Origin of the sequence: Massilia oculi (genome assembly GCF_017582745.1) — a bacterium.
In the GTDB taxonomy this organism is placed as follows: domain Bacteria; phylum Pseudomonadota; class Gammaproteobacteria; order Burkholderiales; family Burkholderiaceae_D; genus Telluria; species Telluria oculi_A.
The window spans coordinates 123,495-150,287 of record NZ_JAFVIM010000006.1 but is presented as its reverse complement, the minus strand read 5'-3'; the positions used below and the strand labels follow the sequence as shown (position 1 = coordinate 150,287).

The window sequence follows — 26,793 nt, the reverse complement described above, 5'->3', positions numbered from 1 at the left end:
GCGGTGGTCACAGGAGTTCTCCTTCGATATGGACGGCTTTGATGTTCAGGTCGCGGTCGAGGACCACGAAGTCGGCATGGCAGCCCGGCGCCAGGCGGCCGCGCAGGGTTTCCCCGAGGTAGTCGGCGGCATTGGTGGAGACGCGGCGGCTGGCGTCTTCGATCGACAGGCCGATGCTGACCAGGTTGCGCAGCGCCTGGTCCATGGTGAGCGTGCTACCCGCCAGGCTGCCGTTGGCCAGGCGCACGCCGCCCATGCATTTATGGACCACCTGGCGACCGAGCATGTATTCGCCATCGGGCATGCCGGCGGCGGCGGTCGAATCGGTCACGCAGAACAGCTTGGGGATGCAGCGCAGCGCGGTCCGGATCGCGCCCGGATGCACGTGCAGCAGGTCGGGGATGATCTCGGCGTACTCGGCATGCGCCAGCGCCGCGCCGACCATGCCGGGATCGCGGTGGTGCAGGCCGGGCATGGCGTTGAACAGGTGGGTGAAGCCGGCCGCGCCATGCGCGAGGGCGTCGACGCCGACTTCGTAGCTGCCGGTGGTGTGGCCGACCTGGACCCGGATGCCGGCGTCGGCCAGCAGACGCACCAGCTCCATGTGGCCGTCGATCTCGGGCGCCACGGTGATCAGCTTCATCGGCGCCTGGGCGTCGAAGCGTTTCACTTCATCGAGGCTGGCTTCGCGCGCATACGGCGGCTGGGCGCCCAGCTTGCCGGAATTGATGTACGGGCCTTCCAGGTGCACCCCCAGGATGCGCGCTTCGCCCTTGCCGCGCGCGGCGCAGGCGCGGCCGATGGCGGCGAGGGCGCGGTCGATGTCCTCGACCGGCGCGGTCATGGTGGTGGCCAGCAGGCTGGTGGTGCCGTGTTTGGCGTGCAGGGCGGCGATCACGTGCGGGGCGTCGCCGCCTTCCATCATGTCGCGTCCGGCGCCGCCGTGCACGTGCACGTCGATGAAGCCGGGCAGGATGTAGTCGTCGCCGTTGGCGTCCGGATCGGCCTGGCTGCCGTCGATGGCATCGACGTGCGCGCCATAGCGTAGCGTGCCGTGGATCCAGCCGTCTGGAGTGAGGATATTGCCTTTGATGGTAGCGCTCATGCCTGGGAGTCCTTCAGGTGCAGTTCGATCATGCGCAGCGCGCCCAGGGCCGAGTCGCCATGGGGAGGACTGCAGCGCGCCAGCGTCTCGGCCGGCAGGTAGAGGCGCAGGGTGTCGCCCAGGCCGCCGCACAGCGACAGCGGCAGGGTTTCGCCGGGGTCGAGCGCGCGCGCCATGGTGGCCACTTCGCGGCCGGCCTGCTCGAGGATGGCGCTGGCCACCGGGTCGAGCGCGCCATGTTCCACCACGAAGCGCGCCAGGCTCGCGTAATCGGTCTGCGAGGCCTTGCCGAGCCAGACCTGGATCGCGTCGCGTCCGCCGCCGCAGGCCGCAATGACCTCGCGCGCCAGCGCGCCGCCTTCGGCGCGGCCGTCGAGCACCTGCTGGACATGGGCGATCGCGCGCAGGCCCATCCAGGCGCCGCCGGCTTCGTCGCCGGAGGGGAAGCCCCAGCCGCCGACCTCGACCCGCGTGCCGTCCTCGCGCAGCGCCTCGCCCACGCTGCCGGTGCCGATCGCGACGATGGCGCCAGGACGGCCTCCGTGGGCGCCCATCAGGGTCGAGAAGCCGTCGGTATCGAGCCTTAGTGCGGCATAGCCCGGATTGGCGGCGCGGAAAGCGGCCGCCCATTCCTTGTTGTGCACGCCCGCCAGGCCCAGGCCGATGGCGCACGACTGGCGGGGAATCGCGTCGATGCCGATCGCGGCAAAGGCCTTGGCGGTGGCGTCGTCGACCGCGCGCCAGGCATTGTCGATGCCATGGACGAGGCCCGAAGCGCCGCTGCGGCCGGTGGCCAGTTCGGCGCCGTCGCGCCCGGCCAGGCGCACGCGGGTATTGGTGCCGCCGCCGTCGACGCCGATGAGATAGTCGATCATGGTAGGTGAGGGAAATAGGGTCAAGGCACTATAGGCAGGGCCTATCCCGATGTCAACAGGTATTTAACTGGTATGCGTCGATGCAGACCAAAAGCGGGGGATAGCCTGCGGTTATGTTGAACGGCGCTATAGTGATGATCCGTGGAATTGGTATCGTCACTGGTATTGTTTTGGCGCCTGGATGGCAGCGATTACCTGGGAGGTAATCGCCGCGCCGCGCCGGCGTCGCGAGAATGGACTCCGTCGCCAACGACATCCCATCCACCCACAGGAGCACGCCATGCACAACCCACAAGCCATCGCCCACCGCTACCTCGCCGCCTGGAACGAACGCGCGCCAGCCGCCCGCCGCGCACAGGTGGCGGCCGTCTTCGCCGATGAGTCCAGCTACGTCGACCCGATGATGCGCGGCGCCGGCATCGAGGGCATCGACGCCATGATCGGCGCCGCCCAGCAGCATTTTCCGCACCACCGCTTCGAACTGCGCGGCACGCCGGATGGCCACAACGACGTGGTGCGCTTCGCCTGGACCCTGCGCGCGCCCGGCGGCGAGGCGGTCGCCCACGGCCTCGATATCGCCACCGTCACCCTCGACGGCCGCCTGGCCGACGTGACCGGTTTTCTCGACCAGGCTTGAGTTCATCGAACGGGGCGGCCACAATCACGGCCAACCGGACCAGGAGGCATGATGGACGATGCGCAGACCGCGGGCACCCCATACTTCAGCGACTTCGCGGCCGCGCTGCGCTACTGGCGCGCACGGCGCGGCCTGAGCCAGCTGCGGCTGGCGGTCGACGCCGACATCTCGCAGCGCCACTTGAGCTTTCTCGAGACCGGCAAGGCGCAGCCGGGGCGCGACCTGGTCCTGAGGCTGGGCATGGTGCTCGACGTCCCGCTACGTCAGCGCAACGCCATGTTGCTGGCCGCCGGCTTCGCGCCGGCCTACCGCGAACGCAGCCTGTCCGATCCGGACATGGATGCGGTCAAGCGCGCGCTCGACTTCATGCTGGCGCAGGCGGCGCCGTATCCCGCCCTGGTGGTCGACCGCCTGTGGAACCTGGTGATGTTCAACGCGCCGGCCGCGCGCATGATGCGCCACTTCCTCGGCCTGCCGCCCGACGCCCCGATCCCGCGCGACGGCTCGATCAACGTCCTGAAGCTCACGCTGGATCCCGACGGCCTGCGTCCCTGCCTGGTCAACTGGGAGGCGGTCGCGGTCGACCTGCTGCAATGGGTGCAGCGCGAAGCGATGGGCGATGGACCGGCCAGCGAGTCGACCCGGCTGCTGGATGAATTGATGGCGCTGCCCGGCATCGCCGGGGCGGCGCGCCAGCCCGACCTGGAGCGCCTGGCCCTGCCTTTCCTGCCAATGACCTTGCGCAAGGATGGGCTGGAATTGAACCTGTTCACCACCATCACCACTCTCGGCACGCCGCACGACGTGACGGTGCACGAGCTGCGGCTGGAGTCGTTTTTTCCTGCCGACGAGGCGAGCCGCGATTGGTTCGAAGGGCAGGCGACCTGAATGCTCGAAAGGATATAGTTAGCTGGAGCCATATTTGTTCAAGAAACGCTCGTGGGCGGAGCAGGACGGCGTACAAGAACAGGGGCGCTGCGCGCGGTCAAAACGGCATGCCGCCGGCGGCGGCGAACCGTTGCGTGCCGCCTACTCGGGCGCGTGGCTGCTGCCGCGCCGGTCGACGACCAGCAGCTGGCCGTTGCCGCCCGCCGGCGCATTGGCCGCGCGTTCGGTCACATGCACCCGCGCCGTGCCGGGGCCGCTGACCGCGATGTCGGCGCGGTCGGCCGTCAAGCGGTTGCCGTCCAGGCTCCCCGATCCGCTCAGGCGCGCATGGACCATCTCGACCTGGCCGCTGATGCGGGCGCCGCCCGGGCCGTCCGAGGTCAGGACCAGGCGCTTGCCCTGGATCGCCGACGTCAGGCTGCCCGAGCCGCGCAGTTCCGCCTCCAGCGTGTCCGAGACCTGGGCCAGTTCGATGCCGCCAGGGCCGCGCGCCTTGAGCGTGGCTTTCGTGACCGTGAGGCCGCGGGCGTCGATATCGCCCGAGCCCGACATCTGCGCCTTGAACTCGCCCACCGTGCCGGCCAGGCGGGCGTCGCCCGGGCCATGCAGGCGCAGGGTGGCCGCCTGCGCCCGCAAGCCGAGCGCGGTCAGGTTGCCGGAACCGCCGACTTCGGCGTCGAGCTGGGCGATGGCGCCGCCCAGGCAGACGTCGCCGGGGCCGCTTTGCAAGGTGCTGGCGCGGCCGGCGGCCAGGTCGCAGGCGTCGAAGGAGCCGGAGCCGGTCACTTCGGCGCGCACTTCGCCGCTGGCGCCGCGCAGCACCATGTCGCCGGGACCGGAGAGGCGCGCTTCCAGGCGCGCCAGGCGCAGGCCGTCGGCCTCGAGGTCGCCCGAGCCGCTGATCCTGGCGTGCAGGGAGCCGTCGATATTGGCCAGCCGTACGTCGCCGGGACCGGACATCGTCAGCGCCACATTGCTGGCCCGCAGTCGCTGCAGCTTGGCGTCGCCGCTGCCGCTCACGGTGAGCGCCAGGTCGCGCACCGCGCCGGAGACTTCCAGGTCGCCCGGGCCGCTGACGTCGAGCGCGAAACGCTCGCCGCTCACCTGGCCCAGCGTGGTGTCGCCGCTGCCCGACATCGAGAGGCTTTTCAGCGCCGGCGCGCCGATGTGGATGACCACGGTCTCGCGCCGCTGGCCGAAGCCGAAGCTGAACAGCTTCCCTTCCTTGGGCCGCACCACCAGGGTGTCGCCGCGCACGAAGGTCTCGACCTCGTCCAGCTGCTGGCGTTCGCCCCGCAGGCTCAGGCCGGCCCGGCCCTGGGTGTCGATGGCGACCTCGTAGGGGCCGTTCAACTCGATGGCGCTGAAGGCGGCGACGTTGCGCTGCTCGGAGACCGCCCGGGCAGGGGTGTCGGCCTGGCTGTCGTCGATCGATAGGAAGGCGGCGCCGAGGGCGACGGCCAGCAGGGTGGTTTTTTGTACGATGTGCATATTATTCCTGGCCTGGAGTCGATGGGAGCCTGAACGATACGCCGGCGGCGCGCGCGGGGCATGACGAAACCGATGAAATGGTGGATTCGGGGGCTCAACTGCACCTGCGGGCGACGAACCGTGCGCCGTTCGCCACAATCCGCGGTGCCCGCCACGGCGCGGAATGTCATAATGTCGAGATCGTCGAAAAAAGGATGTCCATGATTCGCCACCCAGGGCTGCAGGGCAAGACCCGCTCCATGCTGCGCGCCTTGCCGCTGCTGGCAGGACTCGTCTGCTCCGGCGCCATGGCGGCGCCGTCGACCTTCGGTCCGGTGATCGGCAGCGCGCTGCTGTGCCGCAGCCAGCTGGACAACGCCTATTTCCACGCCTACCTGACCCAGGCCTTCGGCCCGGCCTACAAGCGCGAGGGCGGGGCGTACTGGTTCAAGACCGAAGCTTCGCTGTGGGGCGCCCAGGTGAGCGAGGTGATGGTCAGCGACGATACCAGCAACCTGGTGTTCGTCGCCGCCGTCGTCGACAGCACGCCCGAGGAATTCGAGAAATCGGTGCGCGCCGGCGCCGGCGTCGCCTTCAAGCCGGTGGACGCCTCGCGCTACCCCTTGCGCAAATCGAACCCGGGCAGCACGATCGCCTACGCCAGGGACAAAAGCAAAATATACTGCGCGAAGTTCAAGCCGCAGCCTCCGGGCCGCTAGCCACGCCACACCGTACGGTCCAACGCATGTACAACCATTATTTCCAGCTCAAGCACGCCCCGTTCTCGATCGCGCCCGATCCGCGCTACCTGTTCATGAGCGAGCGGCACCGCGAGGCGCTGGCCCACCTGCTGTACGGCATCGGCAGCGGCGGCGGCTTCGTCCTGCTGACCGGCGAGATCGGCGCCGGCAAGACCACCGTGTGCCGCTGCTTCATCGAGCAGATTCCCGATAATTGCCGCCTGGCCTATATCTTCAACCCGCGCCTGAACGCCGAAGAGCTGTTGCAGACGATTTGCGACGAGCTGCACATCGCGCTGCCGCCAGGGGTGAGCGGCGTCAAATCCCACGTCGATGCGATCAACCGCCACCTGCTCGAATCGCATGCCCAGGGCCTGAACAATGTGCTGGTGATCGACGAGGCGCAGAACCTGTCGAGCGAGGTGCTCGAGCAGCTGCGCCTGCTGACCAATCTCGAGACCAGCGAGCGCAAGCTGCTGCAGATCATCCTGATCGGCCAGCCCGAGCTGCGTACCATGCTGGCGCGCCCGGAACTGGAGCAGCTCGCGCAGCGCGTGATCGCGCGCTACCACCTGGGGCCGTTGTCCGAGCAGGAAACCGGGGCCTATATCGCGCACCGGCTGGCGGTGTCTGGGGCGGCCGGGATGCCGTTCCCACCTGGCCTGACGCCTGTGGTGCACCGCCTGACGCATGGCGTGCCGCGCCGGATCAACCTGCTGTGCGACCGCGCGCTGCTGGGCGCCTATGTCGAGAACAGCCCGCAAGTCACGCGCGCCATCCTGCTCAAGTCGGCCGAGGAAGTATTTGCCGGCGAGCCGGCGGCGCGCAAGCCGCTGCGCTGGCCGCTGCTGGCGGGCGGGGCGCTGGCCGGGGTGGCGATCAGCGCTGCGGCCTGGCAGATGCTGCCGCAGCAGCAGGCGCAGCCGGCCACCGCGCAAGCGGCGCCGGCCGCCGTGCAACAGGTGGCGGCCAAGCCGGCGCCGGCGCCGACGTCGGCGCAGATCAAGGCCGCGCCCGCGGCCGGCGCCGATTTCGCGGCCGACAAGAGCGAGAACGATGCGCTGCGCGCGCTGGCGGCCCTGTGGGGGCCGTCGTTCGCCGGCATTGCCGGATCCAGCCCGAAAGCGACCTGCGAGGCGGCCCAGCGCGCCAACCTGCGCTGCCACCAGGGCCGCGGCGGCCTGTACGAGCTGCGCCTGCTGGACCGCCCGGCCGTGGTCACCCTGCACGACGGCCCGCGCACCGGGTATGCGGTGCTGGCCGGGATGGACGAGGGCAGCGTGCTGCTGGTCGTGGACGGGCGCCGCGAGCGGGTCGCGATTCCCGCCTTCGTTTCGCGCTTCGGCGGCGAGTTCACGACTTTCTGGCGCATGCCGGGCGCGTTCCGCGACGTCGTGGGGCAGGGCGACCGTGGTCCCGACGTCGACTGGATCGCCCAGCGCCTGGCCGGCCTGAACAAGACGACCGCGCCGGCGCTCGACCAGCCGCTGGATGCGCGCACCCAGGAATGGCTGCGCGCCTTCCAGGCGGCCCAGGACCTGAAGGCGGACGGCGTGGCCGGGCCGCGCACTTATATGCGTCTCAACCAGCTGTCCGGCGTGGTCGAGCCGCGCCTGCTGGCCGCTGCGGTGAAGGGGGTGGGAAACTGATATGTCGTACATTCTCGAAGCTCTCAAGAAGGCCCAGGCCGAACGCCAGCTGGGCAACGCCCCGACCATCCATGCGCCGCCGCCCATGTATGCGGCGCCTGATCGGGCCCGGGGCGGGAACCGGCGCAATCTCATGATCGGCCTCGGCCTGGGCGTGCTGGTGGCGGCGGCCGCCTTGCTGTGGGTACGCCACGGGGGCGAACAGCCGGTGCGGCTGGCGGCGGCGCCGGTGACCGTGCCGACGCCTGTTTCTGCACCCGCACCTGCTCCTGTGCCCACGGCGGCTGACGTGCCGCCAGCCGCGCCGGCACCAGCACCAGCACCAGCACCAGCACTGGCGCCGGCGCCGCGCGAAGCCGTGCCGGTGGCCGCGAAGCCGGCGCCAGCCAAGGTAGCCGCACCGGCGCCGCCAGTGCGCGTGGCCGAAGCGCCGGTTTCCGCAACGCCGGCCGCGCCTGAACCGGCGCCCGTGGCGGCGGCCCAGCCGGCCGGCGAGGACAACCTGCGCACACTGCAGCAATTGCCCGAGGCGGTCAGGCGCGAGATTCCGCAAGTGAGCTTCGGCGGCTATATCTATTCGCCGACGCCGGGCGAGAGCTTGCTGCTGGTCGACAAGATGCTGCGCCGCGAAGGCGAGGAAGTGGCGCCCGGCCTGGTGCTCGAGCGCCTGATGCCGAAAGCGGCGGTGATGAACTACCGGGGAACCCGCTACCGTGTCGCGTACTGAAGCGCCGCGGATGGCGCAGGGCCCGGGTCCGGTGCTGGGCGTGGTGGGGTGGTCGGGCAGCGGCAAGACCACCTTGCTGGAAGGGCTGGTCGCGCGCCTGGCGCAGGACGGCTTGCGGGTCAATATCGTCAAGCACAGCCACCATGACATCGAACTCGAGCCGCCGCGCAAGGACAGCGCGCGCCTGCGCCTGGCCGGGGCGGCCGAGGTGATGATCGCCTCGCCCTACCGCTTTGCCATCATGCGCGAGTTGCGCGCGGAGCCGGAGCCAGGGCTGGACGAGTTGCTGGCGCGGCTGTCGCCGGCCGACCTGACCCTGGTCGAAGGCTATAAATGGGAATCCCTGCCCAAGCTCGAGGTGCACCGCCCGAGCCTGGGCAAGCCGTCGCTGTTCCAGGACGATGCCACGATCCTGGCCGTGGTGTCGGACGCGGCGCGGCCGCTCGACGCACGCGCCGGACTGGCCTGGCTCGACTTGAACGACCTGGGACGGGTAGTGGATTGGATTTGCGGATGGTTAAAGACGCCGCCTCAAGTTTCGGTCGATGGGGCCGTTAAAGACTGACAAGTCTTTTTCTGGAGAAGTGTATGGACGTCGCGAACATTGCCAAGCTTGCAACCAGCATGGCCGAAACCGGTATTCGTCAGGAAGTGGGCGTCACGATGCTCAAGAAATCCATGGACATTCAGGCGGCATCGGCCGCCCAGCTGCTCGACGCGCTGCCGCAACCGCAAAACCTGCCGCCACACCTGGGCAATACGATCAATACCAAAGCTTGATTTCCAAGCCTGAATCCAGGGCGTGCATCCGGCGCGAACTTAAGCGCGAAAGGCGGATCGAAGATCACATGGAGCTGTGTGTCTTGCCCTTTGAAACCCGGCTCTCACGCCGGGTTTTTGCTTTCGTCGTTCAGTGGAAGGCGCGCAGGATGCGTTCTTCGCCCGACCTGTCGTTGTAGCGGTCGTTGGCGGCGCGGGTGGCGGCCATCATGCGCTCCAGTTGCGCATCCTCGAAGCGGGACAGTTCTTCATTCGCCGCTTCCAGGGCGAGCGACAGCTTGGCGCGCGCATTCTGGTACAGGGCGCTGGAATAATGATCGGTATTCTTGAGCAGTTCTTCCGCGTTTTCGATCACGAGGCGCAGGTCGCCGATCAATTGCTCCTGCGTTTGTGCATGGTGTTCCGGGGTTTCCATCGCCTTCACCTCTAAGCCGTATGAGTGACGTCTTAAAATATAAACAAGGAAGCCCCGCTCTGTTTGTTAGTGCGCAAACATAAGAACGCCGTTCTGGCGCTCAATTTCTTCACACTATAAGCCCGGCCTGGGCTCCAACAGCTTACTGCACGGTGATGCGCAGGTCGCCGACCGAGACGGTCTGGCCACTGCGGATCTTCGCCGTCTTGCGCAGCTCCTGTTTACCATCGACCGACACCACGCCGCTGGCGACCATGTTCTTGCCGGCGCCGCCGCTGTCGACCAGGCCGACCAGCTTCAGCAGCTGATTGACCTCGACGAATTCTGATGTCAAATCGAAAACTATTTTTTGCATTCTATCCTCGGGTTGGTGATGGCGGCGTACGATTGATGAGGCCGCTTAGTATGGGCGCAGACAGGGGCGCATGCGCCTGGGTTGGCGGCGACGCCAACCCAGCGTGACCTCGCCGGATTACACCGGATCCGGATGCGTCATGTCGATCGGCACGATCCACTGGTCGAACTGCTGTTCGTCGACGAAGCCGCTCTGCAGGGCGGCCTGGCGCAAGGTCAGGCCGTCCGCCGATGCCTTCTTGGCGATCTGCGCGGCGCGATCATACCCGATGTGCGGCGCCAGTGCAGTCACCAGCATCAGCGATTTTTCCATCAGCTCGCCGATGCGGGCGCGGTTGGGCTCGATACCCTGGGCGCAATGCTCGTCGAAGGAGCGCATGCCGTCGGCCAGCAGGCGCGCGCTTTGCAGGAAGTTGTGCACGATCATGGGCTTGAACACATTGAGCTCGAAATTGCCCTGGGAGCCGCCGACCGTGATGGCGACGTCGTTGCCGAACACCTGGCAGCACAGCATGGTGAGCGCCTCGCACTGGGTCGGATTGACCTTGCCCGGCATGATCGAGCTGCCCGGCTCGTTCTCGGGGATGGTGATCTCGCCCAGGCCCGAGCGCGGGCCGGACGCCATCCAGCGCACGTCGTTGGCGATCTTCATGAGGGCCGTGGCCAGGGTCTTGAAGGCGCCGTGGGCAGCCACCATGGCGTCGTGGGCGGCCAGGGCCATGAACTTGTTCGGCGCGGTCTTGAACGACAGGCCGGTGCGCGAGCCGAGCTCGGCCGCGATGCGCGGGGCGAATTCGGGGTGGGCGTTCAGGCCGGTGCCCACGGCGGTGCCGCCGGCGGCCAGCAGCAGCAGGCCGGGCAGGGCGGACTTGAGCTGCTGCTCGGCATATTCGAGCTGGGCGACGTAGCCGGAGAATTCCTGGCCCAGGGTCAGCGGCGTCGCGTCCTGCAGGTGGGTGCGGCCGATCTTGACGATCGGCTCGAAGTCGCGCGACTTGCGCAGCAGGGTGCCGCGCAGCTTGGCCAGCGCCGGCAACACCTCTTTGGCCAGGGCCCAGGCGGCGGCCACGTGCATGGCGGTCGGGAAGATGTCGTTCGACGACTGGCCCATGTTGACGTGGTCGTTCGGGTGCAGCATGCGGCCTTCGCCGCGCTCGCCGCCCAGCAGCTCGGAGCCGCGGTTGGCCAGCACTTCGTTCATGTTCATATTGCTCTGCGTGCCCGAGCCGGTCTGCCACACGGCGAGCGGGAATTCGGCCGCATGGCGGCCCTCGAGCACTTCGTCCGCAGCCCGGATGATGGCGTCGGCCTTGTCGCTGGAGAGCTTGCCGAGCGAGCGGTTGACCGCCGCCGCCGCGCGCTTGACCTGGGCCAGCGCCGCGACCAGCTCGGGCGCCATGCGCTCGGTGGAGATGTGGAAATGGTGGAGCGAGCGCTGGGTCTGCGCACCCCATAGACGATCGGCGGGCACGTCGATCGGGCCAAAGCTGTCCTTCTCAATCCTGTTTTCCATAGACATTCCTGTTGTACAAGGGGCTGGGATTAAAGAGTTTATCGCAATGTCCGTTAATTACGCTTGGGCTTCACTCTCGGTATTCCTTATGGCTAGCCGCCTCCCCTTGATCATCACTTGCGCGCTGCTGTCCGGCGCGGCCGGCGCAGCCGAACTGGGCGAAGCGCAGGTGCGTTCGTATCTCGGCCAACAACTGGTGGCCGACATCGAACTGACCATGCTCGACGCCCCGGCGACCCCGGTCCAGGTGCGCCTGGCCCACCCGAACGTCTACCGCGGCGCCAATATCGGCATGCCGCACGTGCTGTCGACACTCAACATGACTGTGACGCAACGCGAGGGCCGCCAGTTCCTGCACGTGACGTCGCTGGCCCCGGTTGAATCAAACCGCCTGCATCTGTACCTGGAACTGGCCGATGGCGCTCAGCGCGGCGTTCGCCTGGTGACCTTGTCGATGGCGCCGAATCCGAATCCGCCGCCGCCACCGGCGCCGGTCAGGATGCCGGCGCCGGTCGTGGCCGAAACGCCGCCGCCCACGCCAGTCGTGGCCAAGCCGCCACCACGGCCGCGTCCGGCACCGCCGCCGCCCAAGCCGGTGGTCGCGAAGATCGCGCCGGCGCCGAAGCAGGAACCCAGGCCCGAACCCACACCGGAACCGAAGCAGGAAGCCCTGCCAGTGCCGGCAGCGGAGCCGAAGCCGGCCCCCAAGGCGCCGCCCCTGCCGCTGGTCGCCCCGGCTGCGCCAGCCGCCTGCGCGCCCGCGCCCGACGTCGACCGCTCGACCGTGTGCGCCGCGCTCGATTACAAGAATGCGCAGTTGCGCGAACAGATCGGTCAGCTGGAAGACAAGGTGAGGGTTTTGCAGGTGGCGCTGGGCGCCAGCCCGGCGGCCGTCAGTAAGCCGCGGCCGCTTGACCCGAGCAAGCCGCATCCGGCGCGGCGGCGTCCGGCGCCCGAGCCGGAGGCGCCGACGCCCTGGGGCTGGATCGCCGGCGGCCTTGGCGCCGTGCTGGCGCTGGGCGGCGCTGCGATCCTGGTCGTTCGCCGTCGCAAGCGGGCAGGGCGTATCCAGCCCATGCCCGGCGTGCCCCTGATGACCCGCCTGCGCCAGCGTTTCGGGCGCAAGAAAGCGAGCCAGGAACCGGTCGAACCGAAGCTGGACGACGCTGAACAGGAAATGTCTACACAAGTTTGATTTTGCGTTATACTGGACTTGTGATCGACGAGGTCACAGACGGCACAGGGTCTGCGCAGCCACCACCGATAGCGTGGCGCGACAACAGACGACCGTTGATGAAACGCCTGTGACCGGAAGCAGTCCACTTGCCTGCAGCGGCGGTGGACGCCGGGAGCAACCGGCAAGAGGCGACGCCAGCAGATAGCTGGGGTTCGCCCTCCACCCGATTCGCGGTCGAGCTCCTGGCTCGATGGCAGCCAAGGCGCCCGATGGGCGCTTTTTCTTTGGTGCTTCGACCGTCTCTCGCGCCGTTGGTATTTATCCAGGCAACAAAAAAGGCACCCGCAGGTGCCTTGGTTCAGGATTCGCCAGGAATCAGTGCGCCTGCAGCGCGCGGTCCAGCTGGCCATCGAATGGCTCGGTCACGTCGCGAATTGCGCGGTCGTTGGCCATCAGCTGCTTGAGCAGGTCGATCTTGCGCAGGCGCTGGGCGCCTTCCAGGGCAGGCGTGCCGGCGGCGGCGCTGCGTGCTTCGACCTTGGCTTCGACGTTCAGGTTGGCAAATTCGTTCCAGTCCCCGGCCTTGGCGGCTTCCGACATCTGACGGGTCAGGCTGGCCAGGTTTTCGTACATCGCGAGGACTTCGTTTGCGTTCATGTTGCCACCAAAACAATGAAACTCCGGCCGGATTGCCGGTTGTCTGGTTCTTTTACGGCAGCGATTTTGGGAACTTTAGGGTTTCCTTGAATTTTTTTTGAATTTTTTTTCTGAGGCTGCCAGCTGGCATACTGTCGTCATGAATCACGAGAACAATCACAATCACGACGCGCACGACGACATCGCCCGCCGCACGCTCGCGCATTACGAGCGCAATGCCGACTCCTTTTTCGCCGGCACGATCGACCACGACGTCAGCCAGAACATCGCCGCGCTGCTGGACGCGATCGAGGCGCCGGCGCCATACACCATTCTCGACCTGGGCTGCGGACCGGGGCGCGACCTCAAGACCTTCAGCACGCTCGGCCACCGCGCCATTGGCGTCGACGGCAGCGAGCGCTTCGTGGCCATGGCGCGCGACTACAGCGGCTGCGAGGTATGGCGCCAGGATTTTCTGCACCTTGATCTGCCTCAAGCAACCTTTGACGGCATCTTCGCCAATGCCGTGCTGTTCCATGTGCCCAGCGCCGCCTTGCCGCAGGTGCTAACACATCTGCATGCCGCGCTGAAGCCGGGCGGGGTGCTGTTCAGTTCGAATCCGCGCGGCGAGAACCAGGAAGGCTGGAACGGCCCGCGCTATGGCAGTTACTACGACTATGCCACCTGGGAACGCTACCTGCTCGCGGCCGGCTTCACGGCCCTGCATCACTACTACCGTCCGCCTGGTTTGCCGCGCGACCAGCAACCGTGGCTGGCCAGCGTCTGGCGCAAGCCTGTTTGTTAAGCGTCGAACAGAACCGCCTGGAAGTTACCCTTATTCTCAAGGCTCATCCACGTAACAGGCAAGGAGACTGCAATGAACAAGGATCAAGTCAAAGGCAAGGCGAAGGAAGTCGGCGGCAAGGTGCAGCAGAAGGTCGGCGAAGCCGTCGGCAGCCGCCAGCAGCAGAGCGAAGGCCTGTCGAACCAGGCCGAGGGCAAGGTCCAGAAGAAGGTTGGCGACGTGAAGGAAATCGCCAAAGGCAATCGCTGATCTGCCTTCTGCCCCATGACAAAGCCGCGCAATCGCGCGGCTTTGTTTTTGCGTCGACATTTTCTGGAATGCGCGGCGCGGCACTCCAGAACCGAGGCAAGTCAGCTCGATCCAACCCCCTTCGCCGGCCTGTCCCCCAGCACGTCTTCTATATAAAGCATCTTGACCAGCACCGACAGCACGGCCGCCAGCGGCGTCGCCAGCGCCACGCCGGCGAAGCCGAACAGGGTGCCGAAGATCAGCTGCATCACGATCACCAGTGCGGGCGGCAGTTCGATCGCCTTGGCTTCGATCATCGGCTGCAACACATAACCCTCGAGCATATTGATCGCCGCGAACAGCAGCAGCGCATACATGGCCATTTCCGGACTGATCGACAGCGCCAGCAGCACCGCCGGGATGCCGGCCATGATCGGGCCGAGATAGGGGATGAAGTCGAGCAGGCCGGCGATGATGCCCAGGATCAGCGCCAGCGGCACGCCCAGCAGGGAGAGGCCGATCGCGGTGGTGGTGCCGACGATCAGCATCGACAGCGCCTTGCCGAGCAGCCAGTTGGCCAGCGAATCACCCATCTCGTCGATGACCTCGCGTGCACGGCCGCGCTTGTGTTGCGGGATCAGGCGGATGAAGCCGCCGGTGTATACACCCGGCGTGGCGGCAAAGTAAATGCCGACGAAAATGATGATGACGACGTTGCCGAGGGCGCCCAGCACGCCCGTGAAGAACAGGCCGGCATTCGGCACCATCGAACTCATTTGCTTGACGATGTCTTCCGGCGGCGGCAGTTCGTCCACCACGCGCTTGATCAGCGGATGCTGTGCGACTTCCCCCTGCAGGCGCTCGATCGCGGCCGGAATCTCCTTCGCCAGCTGGCTCGACTGCTCGGAAATCTGCGGCGCCATCGCCCAGCCGCCCAGGCCGATGATGGCGCTGAGCAGCAGCACGACGATGCCGAGCGCGAGCTTGCGCTTCATGCGGAAGCGGCGGTGCATGATCTCGCTCAATTTGTAGAGCAGGATGGCGAACAGGACGCAGGCGAACACCAGCAACAGCGCATCGGCCGCCAGCACGACGGCGGCCAGGCCGAGGATGAACAGCACTGCGATGCCATTGACGAGGGTCACGCGGCGCGCCAGGCGGCGCTGGGTCTGCGGGGCTTCGTGGCTTGGCGGGACGGCTTCGGTATTGTTGTTATTCATGGATGAATCTCTTCTTGAGCGGCACGCCGCGTTGCCAAAAGATTAGCATTCGGGCCGTAAAAATGTCGCGCGGATGAGGCCGCATCGCTGTGTGCGTGCGCTAACAGATGAGCAGGCGCGAAAAGACTATTCTGTATCCATCGCATGGCCATTCAGGCATGCATTACTCAAGGAGAACACCATGAACAAGGACCAAGTCGAAGGCAAACTGAAAGACATCGGCGGCAAGATTCAGGAAGGCGCCGGCAAAATGGTGGGCAGCACTGAACAGCAGGCCAAGGGCCTGGCGAACCAGGCCGAGGGCAAGACCCAGGAAGCCTATGGCGACGCGAAAGAAGTCGTGAAGGATGCCGTGGACGAAGTGAACCGTCCAACGCCACGTCCGTAAGCCACACCGCGCTTTGACAGCGCAATGAAAAACGGCCGCGTCGATCGACGCGGCCGTTTTTGTTTTCAAGAGGTCGAACTCAGTTCGGCTGCGTGCCGCCCAGCTGCTTCTTGAAGTAGGACTCGATCAGGCCATACACGTGGCGCTGGTTGGTGCGGCCCGACATGCCGTGCTTGGCGCCCGGATAGGTCATCAGGTCGAACTGCACATTGCGCTTCACGAGTTCATCGATCAACAGGGTGGTGTTCGAGAACAGCACATTGTCGTCGGCCATGCCGTGGATCAGCAGCAGATGCGATTTCATGCCGTCCAGGTGGGCAAACACGCCGCTGCGCTTGTACGCTTCCGGATCGCCCTTCGGCGTGCAGCCGACGTAGCGCTCGGTGTAGTGGGTGTCGTACAGCGCCCAGTCGGTCACCGGCGCCACCGACACGCCCATCGCGATCTTGTCCGACGCTGCGGAGAGAAGGCGCAGGGTCATGAAACCGCCATAGCTCCAGCCGAACACGCCCACGCGTTTCGGATCGACGAAGCTCTGCTTGGCCAGCCAGTCGATACCGGCCACCTGGTCTTCGACTTCGTGCTTGCCCAGGTTATTGTGCAGCACGTCGGTGAACTGGCGCTCGCGGCGGCCCGAGCCGCGGTTGTCGAGTCGGAAGACCACGAAGCCCTGCTGCGCCATGTACTGGTCAAAATAATTGCCCCAGGCGCGGGTCACGCGCTGCGAGTGCGGGCCGCCGTAGGTGAACAGGAACACCGGGTAGCGCTTGTTCGCATCGAAACCGGCCGGCTTGATGATCGAATAGTGCAGGGTCTGGCCATCGGCCGCCTTCAGGGTGCCGTATTCGGTTGGCAGGTGCGCATCGAGGTGGCGCGTGTACGGATGGTTGGCGTTGAGTTCGTTCTTCTCGATCCACTCGACCATGCTGCCGTCGGCGCGACGGATCGACACTTGCGGCGGGGTGTTCGGATTCGAATAGGTGTCGACGAACAATTTACCGTTGCCGGCGAACGAAGCCTCGTGCCAGCCGTCGCCCTGGGTGATGCGGGTCGGCTTGTCGGCGCCACGGCCGTCCAGCGACAGCGCATAGGTCTGCTTGTCGATCACGGCCTCGCGATTCGACGAGATATAGATCTTGCCGGCGCCTTCATCGACGGCCAGGATATTGTCCACGCCCCAGTCGCCGCGCGAGATCGGGTGCAGCAGCTTGCCGTTCAGGTCGTACAAATACAGGTGCTTGCGGCCGGTGCGCTCGGATGCCCAGACGAAGGCCTGGCGGTTCTTGAGGAAGCGCAGGTCGTTGTGGACTTCGACCCAGGTAGGGGAGGTTTCCGAGAACAGCGGACGCTGGGCCAGGGTGGCGACGTCGACCGCCACCAGGTCGAGGCGCTTCTGGTCGCGCGTCTGGCGCTGGTAGACGAGGGTCTTGGCGTCGGCGCTGAAGTCGGCGCGCACCAGGTAGATGTCCTTGTCCTGGCCGAGGTCGATCTTGCGCTGTTCACCCGTGGCCGGATTGACGACCATCAGCTCGATCGCCACGTTCGGATCGCCCGCGGCCGGGTAGTGCTGGTCGATCACCTCGGTGCGGTCGGCGAAGATCTCGAAGCGGCGCACCACCGGCACCGGCGCGTCGTCGTAGCGGCGGTAGGCGATGTGCGAGTCGTCCGGCGCCCAGTAATAGCCGGTGTGCTGGTCCATCTCTTCCTGGGCGATGAATTCCGCTTCGCCATTGTGCACGGTGCCCTTGCCATCGGTCGTCAGCTGGCGCTCGGCGCCGGTGGCGAGATCGATCACGACCAGGTTCTGGTTGCGCACGAAGGACACGTAGCGGCCGCGCGGCGAGATCTTCGGATCGATGACGTTGCCCGAGGCGACCTTCCGCGCGGCTTCCGGTTTGGCGGCATCGACGAGATACAAGTCGCCGCCGATCGGCACCAGCAGGCGCTTGCCGTCGGGCGACCAGTAATAATTGAGGATGCCCGACAGGCCGGCGGTACGCGCGCGTTCACGGCGCGCTTTTTCCTCGAGCGACAATTCCTCGTTCGGCACCAGTTGCTTGGAGTCGACCAGGCGCTGCGTGGCCTTGCTCCTGGTATTGTATTCCCACAGGTCGAGGCGGTACTGGTCGTCGGCGCGCGGGCGCAGGAAGGTCACGCGTTCGCCGTCGGGCGACACGCGCAGGTTGCGCACGCTGGCGCCGGCCAGCGAGGCTTCACCGTAGATGCGGTCCAGTGTCAGTTTTTCGGCCATGGCGGGCGTGGCCGCGAGGGCGGCCAGGAGAAGGAGAAGAGGGCGCATTGATGTCTCTTGAGGATTATTAATTTACAGCAATCGCGAGACGATACCAGAGTCAGCGGGGCTGCGCCATCGCGCCGTCGCGGATACGCTGGCGCGCCAGCTTCTCGAACTGCCAGGTCAGCAGGACCGCCGCCACCGTCAGCGCCACCACCAGGCCGATCCAGAAGCCGGTGGCTTCCATCGGCGCGGCGGGCGACCACGGGAACCAGGCCGGCGCCAGGCCAAGGATGCAACCGAGCGGCAGAGACAGGCCCCAGAACGACAATAACTGGATCACCATCGGAGGGCGCGTCACCTGGTAGCCGCGGATGGCCGAGGCGGTGGCGACCTGGGTCGAGTCCGACAGCTGGAACAGGGCGGCGAACAGCAGCAGGTTGGCGGTCACCTGCTGCACCGCCGGATCGGAGGTGTACATGGCCGCGATCTCCCAGCGGAACAGGGCGATGCCGAGCGCCGCCACCACGCCGAAGCTGACCGAGACGCCCACGCCGACCCAGCCGACGAAGCGTGCGCGCACCGGGTCGCCTTCGCCCATCGCCTGGCCGACGCGGGTGAGCATGCCGATCGCAAAGCTGAGCGGCACCATGAACACCAGCGAAGCGAAATTGAGCGCGATCTGGTGCGAGGACACCTGCACCACGCCATAGCGCGCAACCAGCAGGCTGATCAGGCCGAAGGCGCTGACCTCGGCAAAATAGGTAACGCCGATCGGCAGGCCGAGGCGCAGCTGGGCGCCGATCTCGCGCGCATCCGGCCCTTGGTAGCGGTCGAAGGGGTAAGTCAGGCGGTAGGCCGGCGCGCGCGTGATCCACCACAGCATGGCGCCCAGCATCAGCCACAGCGCGCTGGCGGTGGAGATCGCGCAGCCGACCGCGCCCAGTTGCGGGAAGCCGAATTTGCCGTACACCAGCACCCAGGCGACCACGGTATTGAACACCAGCCCGAGGATGGCGATCCACATGATCGGCTTGGTCTGGTTGATGCTGGTGGTATAGCCGTACAGCGCACGATAAATGCCGAAGGCCGGCATGCCGATGCTGATCACGTGCAGGAACAGCGAGGCGCGGTCGGCCACGTGGGTGTCCATGCCGATATGGTCGAACAGCAAGGTGCACAGGTTGGCGAACAGGCAGCCGACCAGGCCGACCAGCAAGCCCTTCCACATGGCCTGGCGCACCGAGTGCGGTACCCGGTCGTGGCGCGCGGCGCCGATCTCGTGCGCGACCACGGTGTTAATCGCCATCATGGTGCCCATCACCGTCACCAGCACGATCGACCACACTGCCGTGCCCAGCGACACCGCCGCCAGCTCGTCGGCGCTGACGTGGCCGGTAAGGGCGACGTCGACCACGCCCATGCCGACCGTCGCCAGCTGGCCGACCAGCACTGGCCACGACAGGCGCCACAGGGTGGCGATTTCGGTGCGGACGGGTGTGGCGGTGGTAGCGGTGGCGGTGGTCATGATGCGGCGATAGGGCGATATGGACCCGTGATTTTACTGACTTATTGTCAAGCCCGGTATTGCCAGGCGCGATCTCTTTAATCCCGCAAGTTTTATCCCATCGTTAATGTTGTGCCGTCGCAAGACAACTTGCCGCGATCTGCACCACCGTAGAGCGACAGCCCGAGGAGGTTTTCATGGAAGAACTGCTGCCGTATTTTGAGCGCGAACTGGTCTACCTGAACACCGTCGGCCGCGAGCTCGCCCACCAGTATCCGCGCCTGGCGGCCGAGCTGGGACTGGGACCGGAAGGGAGCGAAGACCCCCATATCCGGCGCCTGATCCAGGCCTGCGCGCTGCTCAATGCGCGCACCGCGAAAAAGCTCGACGACGACTATCCGGAACTGACCGAAGCCCTGCTGGGCAGCCTGTACCCTCACTTCCTGCACGGCCTGCCGAGCTGTTCGATCGCGCACGTGGACGGCGGCGACCAGCTGGCCCCGGCCGGCAAGATCGAGCATGTGCAGGCGATGCCGCGCGGCACCGAGATGAGTTCGCTGAAGGCGCGCGGCGCGCCCTGCGTGTTTCGCACCACGGCCGAGCTGGCGCTGGCACCGGTGAGGGTGGCGCGCGCCTGGTTCGAGCCGGTGGCCCACGTCCCGCCGCGCATCCGGCTGCCGCCGCGCGCGGCGAGCCGCATCGGCATCGCGTTCGACAGCGCGCTGCCGGCGCGCATGCTGCATGGGCGCGGCCTGCCGCGCCTGCGCCTGCACGTGGACGGCGACGGCCTGCTGGCGGCGGCGCTGATCGACGCCCTGGGCATGAACGTGGTCGAGACCTGGGTCGAGGCTGAAGGCATGGAAGGCTGGCGCCGCCTCGACGGCGCCGTGCTGCACCTAGGCGGCCTGGAGCTAGAGGAGGCGCTGGTGCCGGAACAGGACCATGCCCATCCGGCCTACCGGCTGCTGACGGAGTACTTCGCCTTCCCCGACAAATTCCACTTCCTGGACGTCGACCTGGCACGCCTGGCGCCCTTGCTGCCGGCCGGCGCGCGCCGCTTCACCCTGCATTTCCTCCTCGCCGGCATGCACGCCGACTCCAGTCCGGCGCGGATCCTGCGCGCGCTGTCGGCCGCCAACCTGCTCACCGGCTGCGTGCCGGTGGTGAACCTGTTCCGCCAGGCGGCGGCGCCGGTGCGCATCACGCACCGTTCGGCGATGTACGACGTGGCGCCGAGCCGGCACGAGGAGGGCGTCGAGGTCTACAGCATCGACGCGGTGCACGTGCTCAGGACCGAGGACGGCAAGACTGCCAGCGTCGAGTACCGTCCCTATTACGGGTTGCGCCATGGCGAAGGGGGCGAGCATGGCCAGCGCTACTGGTTCGCGCGCCGCGACGACCGCGGCGACAGCCGCCACCGCATGAAGATCGCCTTCACCGACGACGATTTTTCGCGGCTGGAAGAAGACGCCAGCGTGGCTTCGATCGACCTGACCTGCAGCAACGGCGCGGCCGCCTGCGGCGTCGGCATCAAGGCGCCGGGCGGCGACCTGGCCAGCGAAACGGCGACCAGCGGCCTGCCGATCCGCCTGCTGCGCAAGCCGTCCGCGCCGCTGCGCTTCGGCAACCGCAACGGCACCCACTGGCGCCTGGTGACGCAACTGGCGCTGAACCACCGCTCGCTGGCCGACCTCGACGCCTTCCGCGAGACCCTGGCCTTGTATGACTTGCCGCGCTCGGGCGCCTCGCAGCGCCAGATCGCCGGTGTCAGCGCGATGACGTCAATCCCGGCTACGGCCTGGCTGCGCAACCGCTACGGCGCGAGCCTGGTGCATGGCATCGAGGTGCGCATGACGGTGGACGAGGAAGCCTTCGCCGGCAGCAGCCTGTTCGTGTTCGCCCAGGTCGTGAGCCGTTTCCTGGGCCTGTATGTGCACCTGAACAGCTTTACCCGGCTGGTGCTGGTGTCGGGGCAGAGCGACAAGGAGTTGCTGCGATGCGAGCCCCGCAACGGCAGCCTGGCGCTGGTGTGAGCTCCGTCAGGCGTACGAGCGCCATCGTCGACCTGCTGAAACAGCCGCAACGCTACGAATTCTTCCAGGCGGTGCGGCTGCTTGTGTCCTGGCTGGCGCACCAGGGCATCGCGCCCGAGCACGCCCTGGGCGGCCTGATCCGCTTTCGCAACAGCCTGGGGCTGGCCTTTCCGGCCAGCGAGATCGAGACCATCGTGCCCACCACCGAGGGCGTGCCGGCGGTGAGCGTCACGCCCACGCTGATGGGTTTGCTGGGCGTGATGGGGACCCTGCCGCTGCATTACACCGAACGCTTCGCCGCCTGGGAACTCGCGGTGCGCGACGAGGGGCCGCGCGCCTTCCTCGACTTGCTGTCGAGCCGCCAGGTGACGCTGTTCTACCGGGCCTGGTGCAAGTACCGGGTGCGCCATGCGATGGAACCCGATGTGGACCGCTTCCTGCCGCTGCTGCTGGCTCTGGCCGGTGTGCCGGCGCGTCAGGAGGACATGCCCGGCGTGGAGGCGGCCAGCCTGGCCTGGTTCGCGGCGCCGCTGCGCAGCCGGGTGGTGAGCGCGGAGTCGATCGCGGGCGTGTTGCGCGCCTATTTCCGGGTGCCGGTAAGGGTGGAACAATTTACCGGACGCTGGGACGTGCTCGAGCCGGGGCAGCGCACGCGGCTGGCGTGCGGCAATTGCGTGCTGGGGGAGGGCGCCACCGCGGGCGCGCGGCTGTTGCGGCCCGAACTGGGCATCCGCATCCGGCTGGGGCCGGTGGATGCGGGGGCGTTCGAACGCTTCCTGCCAGGCGCCGAAGGGGCACGGGCACTGGCCGCCTTGCTGGACCGCTTCGCGATCGAGGTGCCGTATCGCGAGCTGCAGGTGGTGCTGCGGCGCGAGGACGTCGACGGCGCTTGCCTGGATGGCTCGGCGCGGCTGGGATTGGATGGTTTCCTGTGCACCCGGGCGGGCGGACGCGACCGCGATGACGTGTGCTATCTGCTTGGCTGATCCGGATGTGCTGGACGCGACGTGATGGAAAGCATGCGCGCGCCGCGGACGCGGCAGCCGACCTACAATCGATGCGAATGAACCGCATCGAACAAGGAGGCTATATGCAACAAGTAGAGAACATGCAGCCGGCGGATCACGTCGAGCCGGCCGCCACCCAATCCCTGCAGGGCAGGCGCGTCGCGGTCCTGATGACCGACGGCGTCGAGCAGGTCGAATACACCGAACCGCGTCGCTTCCTCGAGGAAAAGGGCGTGAAGGTGATCCTGGTCTCGCCGAAGAAGGCCGGCGAGGAGATCCAGGGCTTCAATCACCTGACGCCGGACCAGAAATTCAAGGTCGAACTGAGCGTGCAGGACGCCAAGCCGGGCGACTACGACCTGCTGCTGTTGCCGGGCGGCGTCGCCAACCCGGACAACCTGCGCCTGAGCCCTGAATCCATCGACTTCATCAAGGCCTTCGGCGACGAGGACAAGCCGATCGCTGCGATCTGCCATGGTCCCTGGCCGCTGATCGACGCCGGCGTGGCCGAGTCGAAGCACCTGACCAGCTGGCCGACCTTGCAGCACGACCTGCGCAATGCGGGCGCGGAATGGACGGATGAAGAGGTCGTCGTCGACGGCAAGCTGATCACGAGCCGCAAACCGGATGATATTCCGGCGTTCAACGAAGCGATCCAGAAGCAGTTGATGGTGTTGCAGCAAGCGGGGAGCGATCCGGGGCCGACTTCCTGAGGTCGTTGCGTTGAGCGAACGGAGCTCATTCTTTAGTTAGCTCAAGCACGTCGTCCCCGCGCAGGCGGGGACCCAAGCTCTCCAACCGGAGCCCGATCGCCTGAAGACCAGCATCACTGCAAATGCTCATACAGCGTAACGCAGCCCACCGCAATCAACACCAGCCCACCAAAGATCTCCGCCCGCTTGCCGACCACGGCCCCGATGCGGCGGCCGATCAGCAATCCCAGCGTCACCATCGTCAGCGTCGCCAGCCCAATTGCCAGCGCCGGCCACAGGATGCCGGTATCGGCAAACGCCAGACTGACCCCGACCACCATCGCATCGATGCTGGTGGCAAACCCGGTCAGCGCCAGCAGCCAGAACGGACGAGCGGGATCGTCTGCATCCTCGTCCGGTTCACCGCAGCCTTCGATGATCATGCGAATGCCCAGGCCGCCGAGCAGGACGAATGCGATCCAGTGGTCCCAGCTTTCGACGTAGGATGCGGCGATGCTGCCCATGGCCCAGCCGACCAGCGGCGTCACACCCTCGATGATTCCGAACAGCAGGCCGACCTTGAGCGCATCCTTGAACAGGACGTGGGCACGGCGTGAACCCATGGCGATCGCGACGGCGAAGGCGTCGGTGGACATGGCGAAGGCGAGGATAATGATTGCAGCGAGAGTCATGACAGCTTTCCGATCGGGCACGACACAAGGCATGTCGCACGGCCCGATCGTCGCGCGAACATGCCAATGGTCTTGCCAACCAGAAGGCTTCCGCACCATGACGTGGAGACGTCAAGTATGTTGATGCGGGAACTTCCGTTGCGGAAGTAGGCTACTCCCCAAGGGCGGGGGCATGGTAACGCAAGAATGGCCTGGGGGCAAGAAACGCACGGGCTAGGGCCTCACAATGGCCGGCTTAATCCATGTCATGCTGACTGCGTTGATCTTGAACTCTTCCGTAATTCGCGGGTCCTCCAGTTATCCAGGAACTGGCTGACAGGAACCCATTGTGCGAGACACCGCCCCGGAATCGATTGCCCCACTGAGGCGGGCCGAGATCGAGCGCCTGTTGCTGATCGCGCCGGGACGGATCCTGGTGGAGCGGGTAGTCGAATGTCGGCCGCCGGACTTTATCCGCACCTGCCGCCGGATCGAGGCCGGCGACGCTTTCGTGGCTGCGCACGTGCCGGGTGGTGCACAGGTCTTGCGCGAGTTCTTGCTGATCGAGTTCGCGCAGCAGTCCGCCCACCTGCTCGTGCTGTTGTCGCGGACAGGACCGGATGAGGTATGGCAGCCGCGCCCGCAGACACGCTGCAGCGCGCAGTTCCTGGCGCCCGCCTGCGTCGGCGAATTGCTGGTGGCGGAGGTGATGCTGGACGATGCGGCCGACGGCGTCATGCTGCATGAAGCCACCCTAACTTGCGGCGAGCGGATGGTCTGCAGGGCGAGGATGTTTGCGGCGCCGGATCCGATGGCGAACAGCGTGGTAAGAGAGGTGCGCTGGGCACCGCTGCGCGGGAAGGACGATAACGCTGGCGCGAGATAGTCGACGCGGACTGAACGGCGAATGACGGCAATCCGAATGACGGCAATGCATATGAAAAAAGCCGCTGACGAATCAGCGGCTTTTTGAATGAGGTTGGTGGAGGCGGCGGGAATCGAACCCGCGTCCGCAAGCACTCTACAGACAGTTCTACATACTTAGCACTATCATTTGATTTGACCTGTACAACGGGGATGTGCACCCTTTGGACAAGCGAGTTACCTTAAATTTCGGAAGCAACCAAGTAACCCGATTGATTCCTAGCCTCTGTAAATGACTCTACCAGTCTTGCGACTCACCCCAGAGGCGAGGTGTTGTAGAGCTAGCAGCAATTAAGCTGCTTGTGCGTACGAGTTATCGTTTGCAGTTATTGATTTCTGGATGTATTTACGAGGTAACCAGTCCTCGGTATGCCCTGCGCTGCTTTGCAACCCACGTCGAAACCAGGTCGCCCCCAACGTCAAGAACCTCTATTGTACTCCAAGCGCCGAGGATGTACAGCACCGTCCCTTAGCGCCTGCTTAAAGTCTGTCATCATAAAAAACCTACAATGCATAGCTTAATTGCAATATGCTAATGGAATCGAGATGCTGACGAGGACCGACATGACGTGTATCGTTTGTGGCAATACCCAGGTGGCTGGCCTGGCCGGATGGCATGCGACCTGCCCGGCTTGCAACTATGAAAGCGCCGCCCTGAGCGTTGCCATCAATGCCCATAGCGGTCCCGCCGTGGACGAGGCCGAGCGCGAAGCCGGCCTCAAGGCGCTGCGCTTGGAAAATTTCCGCACCATCGTCGCCTGGGCCCGCAGGCACGTCGGCGTGAGCCGGCCGCGCCTGCTCGACGTCGGCAGTGCCCACGGTTGGTTCCTCGAGACGGCGCGCGAGCTGTTCGACGTGTTGGGCGTGGAGCCGGATGCGGTGGTCGGCGCCCGCGCCGCCGCGCGCGGCTTGCCGGTGCGTTCCGGCTACTTCCCGGACGTGCTCAAGGAGGGCGAACGTTTCGACGTCATCGTGTTCAATGACGTGATCGAACACATTCCCGACATCCGCAGCGCCCTGGCCGCCTGCCATGCGCGCCTGCACGACGGCGGCATCCTGATCCTCAACCTGCCGAACAGCCGCGGCTTCTTCTACCGGCTGTCGAAGCTGATCGCGCGCCTGGGCTGGCGCGGGCCGTTCGAGCGCTTGTGGCAGAAAGACCTGCCTTCACCGCACGTCCATTACTTCAATCCGCGCAATCTGCAGCAACTGGTGGTGGGGCAGGGCTTCGAACTGACCGAGGCGGCCGAGCTGCCGGCGCTGCGCGCCAAGGGCTTGCTGGAGCGGCTGCGCTGCGCCGGCAACGTGCCGACCCTGTCGCTCTACATCCAGTACGTGGCGATCATGTGCGCGATCCCCGTGCTGCGCATGTTCCCGAGCGATATTATCGTTGGCGTGTTCAAAAAAAAGGCCGCAGACTGAAGGTCCGCGGCCAAGGGGAGAGACGGTAAGTTAGTGCTTGCTTAGCGACCGTTGCGGTTGGCGATTTCGTTGCCGATGATGCCGCCGCCGATCACGCCGGCGACAGTCGCCAGCTTCTTGCCGTTGCCGCCGCCGATCTGGTTGCCGATCAGGCCGCCGATCACGGCGCCGGTGCCGATGCCGACATAGTTCGGTTGCTGGGCCGGGGCCGGCGCGGGCTGCGAATAACGCGGCTCTTCATAGCGCACCGGTTGCGGCTTGGCGTGCACCACGCGGGTTTTCTCGACCACTTTCACCACCGGTTTTTCCTTGACGATCACGGTCGGCTCCGGCTGCACCTGGGCGACCGGCTGGGCATATGCCACCTGATGGGCTGGAACCATCGCGGGAACCATCGCAGGCACCAGTTGTTGGCCGTTAGCCGCCACCGGCGCCATCTGGCCAGGCTGGGCGACGTAGCCGTTAGGCTGCACCTGCATGCCCGCCTGCGGCATGGCGTAGGGCGACGCGGCTGCCAGCGGCATGCTCGGCTCCGGCGCGCTCTTCGAAGTCGGCAGCAGACCGGTGATCGCGGCGGCGCCAGTCAGGCTGACGACGATGACCGACGCGGCTGCAGCGGCCATCAATGGGTGGATGCGGTTGGTGGTCGTGGTTTCCATGATCTGCTCCGTAAAGTATGGCGTGTTCGTATGGGAGT

The 26,793-nt window shown here is 66.3% G+C and carries 28 protein-coding genes, 1 other RNA gene and 1 riboswitch; of the genes, 16 read left to right on the top strand and 13 right to left on the bottom strand.

The window, feature by feature from the left end; all coding sequences use genetic code 11:
- Positions 1–7 precede the first annotated feature (7 nt).
- Both nagA and J3U95_RS09480 read right to left on the bottom strand, forming a co-directional pair.
- Positions 8–1,105, bottom strand: a complete 1,098-nt coding sequence (gene nagA, locus J3U95_RS09485) for an N-acetylglucosamine-6-phosphate deacetylase (RefSeq protein ID WP_208278360.1) — start codon at positions 1,103–1,105, stop codon at positions 8–10.
- Positions 1,102–1,980 (bottom strand): glucosamine kinase nucleotide-binding domain-containing protein, encoded by an 879-nt coding sequence (locus J3U95_RS09480; protein WP_208278359.1) that lies wholly within the window; start codon positions 1,978–1,980, stop codon positions 1,102–1,104. Before J3U95_RS09480 ends, nagA begins: the two co-directional genes overlap by 4 nt.
- A gap of 280 nt (positions 1,981–2,260) precedes the next feature.
- On the opposite strand from J3U95_RS09480, the gene J3U95_RS09475 reads away from it, so the two are divergent.
- Together J3U95_RS09475 and J3U95_RS09470 are read left to right on the top strand one after the other, a co-directional pair.
- Positions 2,261–2,617, top strand: coding sequence for a nuclear transport factor 2 family protein (locus J3U95_RS09475; RefSeq protein WP_208278358.1), 357 nt, complete (start codon positions 2,261–2,263; stop codon positions 2,615–2,617).
- A gap of 51 nt (positions 2,618–2,668) precedes the next feature.
- Positions 2,669–3,505 (top strand): helix-turn-helix domain-containing protein, encoded by an 837-nt coding sequence (locus J3U95_RS09470; RefSeq protein ID WP_208278357.1) that lies wholly within the window; start codon positions 2,669–2,671, stop codon positions 3,503–3,505.
- A gap of 141 nt (positions 3,506–3,646) precedes the next feature.
- Here the strand turns inward: J3U95_RS09470 and J3U95_RS09465 are convergent, their stop codons facing one another.
- Positions 3,647–4,996, bottom strand: a complete 1,350-nt coding sequence (locus J3U95_RS09465) for a GIN domain-containing protein (protein ID WP_208278356.1) — start codon at positions 4,994–4,996, stop codon at positions 3,647–3,649.
- A 200-nt stretch (positions 4,997–5,196) separates the two neighbouring features.
- Here J3U95_RS09465 and J3U95_RS09460 point away from each other — a divergent pair, with 200 nt between their 5' ends.
- From J3U95_RS09460 to J3U95_RS09440, 5 genes are read left to right on the top strand one after another with little or no spacing between them, the layout of a single operon-like run.
- The gene (locus tag J3U95_RS09460; RefSeq protein ID WP_208278355.1) at positions 5,197–5,694 is read left to right on the top strand and encodes a hypothetical protein; all 498 of its coding nucleotides are present in this window, start codon (positions 5,197–5,199) and stop codon (positions 5,692–5,694) included.
- A gap of 26 nt (positions 5,695–5,720) precedes the next feature.
- Positions 5,721–7,364, top strand: coding sequence for an AAA family ATPase (locus tag J3U95_RS09455; protein WP_208278354.1), 1,644 nt, complete (start codon positions 5,721–5,723; stop codon positions 7,362–7,364).
- Between the two features lies 1 nt (position 7,365).
- Positions 7,366–8,091 carry a general secretion pathway protein GspB gene (locus tag J3U95_RS09450; RefSeq protein ID WP_208278353.1) on the top strand — a complete coding sequence of 242 codons (726 nt, stop codon included), beginning with the start codon at positions 7,366–7,368 and terminating at the stop codon, positions 8,089–8,091.
- Positions 8,078–8,656, top strand: coding sequence for a molybdopterin-guanine dinucleotide biosynthesis protein B (gene mobB, locus J3U95_RS09445; RefSeq protein ID WP_370662051.1), 579 nt, complete (start codon positions 8,078–8,080; stop codon positions 8,654–8,656). Before J3U95_RS09450 ends, mobB begins: the two co-directional genes overlap by 14 nt.
- Positions 8,657–8,679: 23 nt before the next feature.
- Positions 8,680–8,871, top strand: coding sequence for a YjfB family protein (locus J3U95_RS09440; RefSeq protein ID WP_208278352.1), 192 nt, complete (start codon positions 8,680–8,682; stop codon positions 8,869–8,871).
- Positions 8,872–9,001: 130 nt separating this feature from the next.
- On the opposite strand, the gene J3U95_RS09435 is transcribed toward J3U95_RS09440, so the two are convergent.
- The 3 genes from J3U95_RS09435 to fumC all read right to left on the bottom strand — a co-directional run bounded on the left by J3U95_RS09435 (position 9,002) and on the right by fumC (position 11,153).
- Complete coding sequence (locus tag J3U95_RS09435; RefSeq protein WP_208278351.1) at positions 9,002–9,286, bottom strand: DUF883 family protein; 285 nt, start codon at positions 9,284–9,286, stop codon at positions 9,002–9,004.
- 142 nt (positions 9,287–9,428) lie between these two features.
- Positions 9,429–9,641: an RNA-binding S4 domain-containing protein gene (locus J3U95_RS09430; protein ID WP_208278350.1), complete on the bottom strand. Its 213-nt coding sequence runs from the start codon at positions 9,639–9,641 to the stop codon at positions 9,429–9,431.
- Positions 9,642–9,758: 117 nt separating this feature from the next.
- Entirely contained in the window at positions 9,759–11,153 is a 1,395-nt protein-coding gene (gene fumC / locus J3U95_RS09425) for a class II fumarate hydratase (protein ID WP_208278349.1), read from the bottom strand.
- Positions 11,154–11,241: 88 nt separating this feature from the next.
- On the opposite strand from fumC, the gene J3U95_RS09420 reads away from it, so the two are divergent.
- On the top strand, positions 11,242–12,348 hold the full coding sequence (locus tag J3U95_RS09420) for a FimV/HubP-related protein (protein ID WP_208278348.1): 1,107 nt from the start codon (positions 11,242–11,244) through the stop codon (positions 12,346–12,348).
- Positions 12,349–12,705: 357 nt separating this feature from the next.
- Here the strand turns inward: J3U95_RS09420 and J3U95_RS09415 are convergent, their stop codons facing one another.
- The gene (locus J3U95_RS09415; RefSeq protein WP_208278347.1) at positions 12,706–12,987 is read right to left on the bottom strand and encodes a flagellar protein FliT; all 282 of its coding nucleotides are present in this window, start codon (positions 12,985–12,987) and stop codon (positions 12,706–12,708) included.
- Between the two features lie 139 nt (positions 12,988–13,126).
- Here J3U95_RS09415 and J3U95_RS09410 point away from each other — a divergent pair, with 139 nt between their 5' ends.
- Positions 13,127–13,771, top strand: a complete 645-nt coding sequence (locus tag J3U95_RS09410) for a class I SAM-dependent methyltransferase (RefSeq protein ID WP_208278346.1) — start codon at positions 13,127–13,129, stop codon at positions 13,769–13,771.
- A 72-nt stretch (positions 13,772–13,843) separates the two neighbouring features.
- Positions 13,844–14,020, top strand: a complete 177-nt coding sequence (locus J3U95_RS09405) for a CsbD family protein (protein ID WP_208278345.1) — start codon at positions 13,844–13,846, stop codon at positions 14,018–14,020.
- 101 nt (positions 14,021–14,121) lie between these two features.
- Here J3U95_RS09405 and J3U95_RS09400 read toward each other — a convergent pair whose 3' ends face one another.
- Positions 14,122–15,219 (bottom strand): AI-2E family transporter, encoded by a 1,098-nt coding sequence (locus J3U95_RS09400; protein WP_208278344.1) that lies wholly within the window; start codon positions 15,217–15,219, stop codon positions 14,122–14,124.
- Between the two features lie 181 nt (positions 15,220–15,400).
- Here J3U95_RS09400 and J3U95_RS09395 point away from each other — a divergent pair, with 181 nt between their 5' ends.
- Complete coding sequence (locus J3U95_RS09395) at positions 15,401–15,607, top strand: CsbD family protein (protein WP_208278343.1); 207 nt, start codon at positions 15,401–15,403, stop codon at positions 15,605–15,607.
- 79 nt (positions 15,608–15,686) lie between these two features.
- Here the strand turns inward: J3U95_RS09395 and J3U95_RS09390 are convergent, their stop codons facing one another.
- Together J3U95_RS09390 and J3U95_RS09385 are read right to left on the bottom strand one after the other, a co-directional pair.
- Entirely contained in the window at positions 15,687–17,906 is a 2,220-nt protein-coding gene (locus tag J3U95_RS09390; protein WP_208278342.1) for a S9 family peptidase, read from the bottom strand.
- Between the two features lie 52 nt (positions 17,907–17,958).
- Positions 17,959–19,368 carry an MATE family efflux transporter gene (locus J3U95_RS09385; protein WP_208278341.1) on the bottom strand — a complete coding sequence of 470 codons (1,410 nt, stop codon included), beginning with the start codon at positions 19,366–19,368 and terminating at the stop codon, positions 17,959–17,961.
- A 176-nt stretch (positions 19,369–19,544) separates the two neighbouring features.
- On the opposite strand from J3U95_RS09385, the gene tssF reads away from it, so the two are divergent.
- The 3 genes from tssF to J3U95_RS09370 all read left to right on the top strand — a co-directional run bounded on the left by tssF (position 19,545) and on the right by J3U95_RS09370 (position 23,100).
- On the top strand, positions 19,545–21,380 hold the full coding sequence (gene tssF, locus J3U95_RS09380) for a type VI secretion system baseplate subunit TssF (protein WP_208278340.1): 1,836 nt from the start codon (positions 19,545–19,547) through the stop codon (positions 21,378–21,380).
- Positions 21,377–22,366: a type VI secretion system baseplate subunit TssG gene (gene tssG / locus J3U95_RS09375; RefSeq protein WP_370662050.1), complete on the top strand. Its 990-nt coding sequence runs from the start codon at positions 21,377–21,379 to the stop codon at positions 22,364–22,366. Before tssF ends, tssG begins: the two co-directional genes overlap by 4 nt.
- A 104-nt stretch (positions 22,367–22,470) precedes the next feature.
- Positions 22,471–23,100, top strand: coding sequence for a type 1 glutamine amidotransferase domain-containing protein (locus J3U95_RS09370; protein WP_208278338.1), 630 nt, complete (start codon positions 22,471–22,473; stop codon positions 23,098–23,100).
- Positions 23,101–23,213: 113 nt separating this feature from the next.
- Here the strand turns inward: J3U95_RS09370 and J3U95_RS09365 are convergent, their stop codons facing one another.
- Positions 23,214–23,771: a manganese efflux pump MntP gene (locus tag J3U95_RS09365; protein ID WP_208278337.1), complete on the bottom strand. Its 558-nt coding sequence runs from the start codon at positions 23,769–23,771 to the stop codon at positions 23,214–23,216.
- A 3-nt stretch (positions 23,772–23,774) separates the two neighbouring features.
- A riboswitch (yybP-ykoY riboswitch) is annotated at positions 23,775–23,943 on the bottom strand.
- A gap of 156 nt (positions 23,944–24,099) precedes the next feature.
- On the opposite strand from J3U95_RS09365, the gene J3U95_RS09360 reads away from it, so the two are divergent.
- Positions 24,100–24,636, top strand: coding sequence for a hypothetical protein (locus J3U95_RS09360; protein WP_208278336.1), 537 nt, complete (start codon positions 24,100–24,102; stop codon positions 24,634–24,636).
- A 94-nt stretch (positions 24,637–24,730) separates the two neighbouring features.
- Here the strand turns inward: J3U95_RS09360 and ssrA are convergent.
- Positions 24,731–25,089: a transfer-messenger RNA gene (gene ssrA / locus J3U95_RS09355) on the bottom strand.
- A 131-nt stretch (positions 25,090–25,220) separates the two neighbouring features.
- On the opposite strand from ssrA, the gene J3U95_RS09350 reads away from it, so the two are divergent.
- Positions 25,221–26,096: a class I SAM-dependent methyltransferase gene (locus tag J3U95_RS09350; protein ID WP_229519734.1), complete on the top strand. Its 876-nt coding sequence runs from the start codon at positions 25,221–25,223 to the stop codon at positions 26,094–26,096.
- Positions 26,097–26,137: 41 nt separating this feature from the next.
- Here J3U95_RS09350 and J3U95_RS28625 read toward each other — a convergent pair whose 3' ends face one another.
- A complete protein-coding gene (locus J3U95_RS28625) occupies positions 26,138–26,755 on the bottom strand; it encodes a glycine zipper 2TM domain-containing protein (RefSeq protein WP_208278335.1) in 618 nt (205 codons plus the stop codon).
- Between the last annotated feature and the right edge of the window lie 38 nt (positions 26,756–26,793).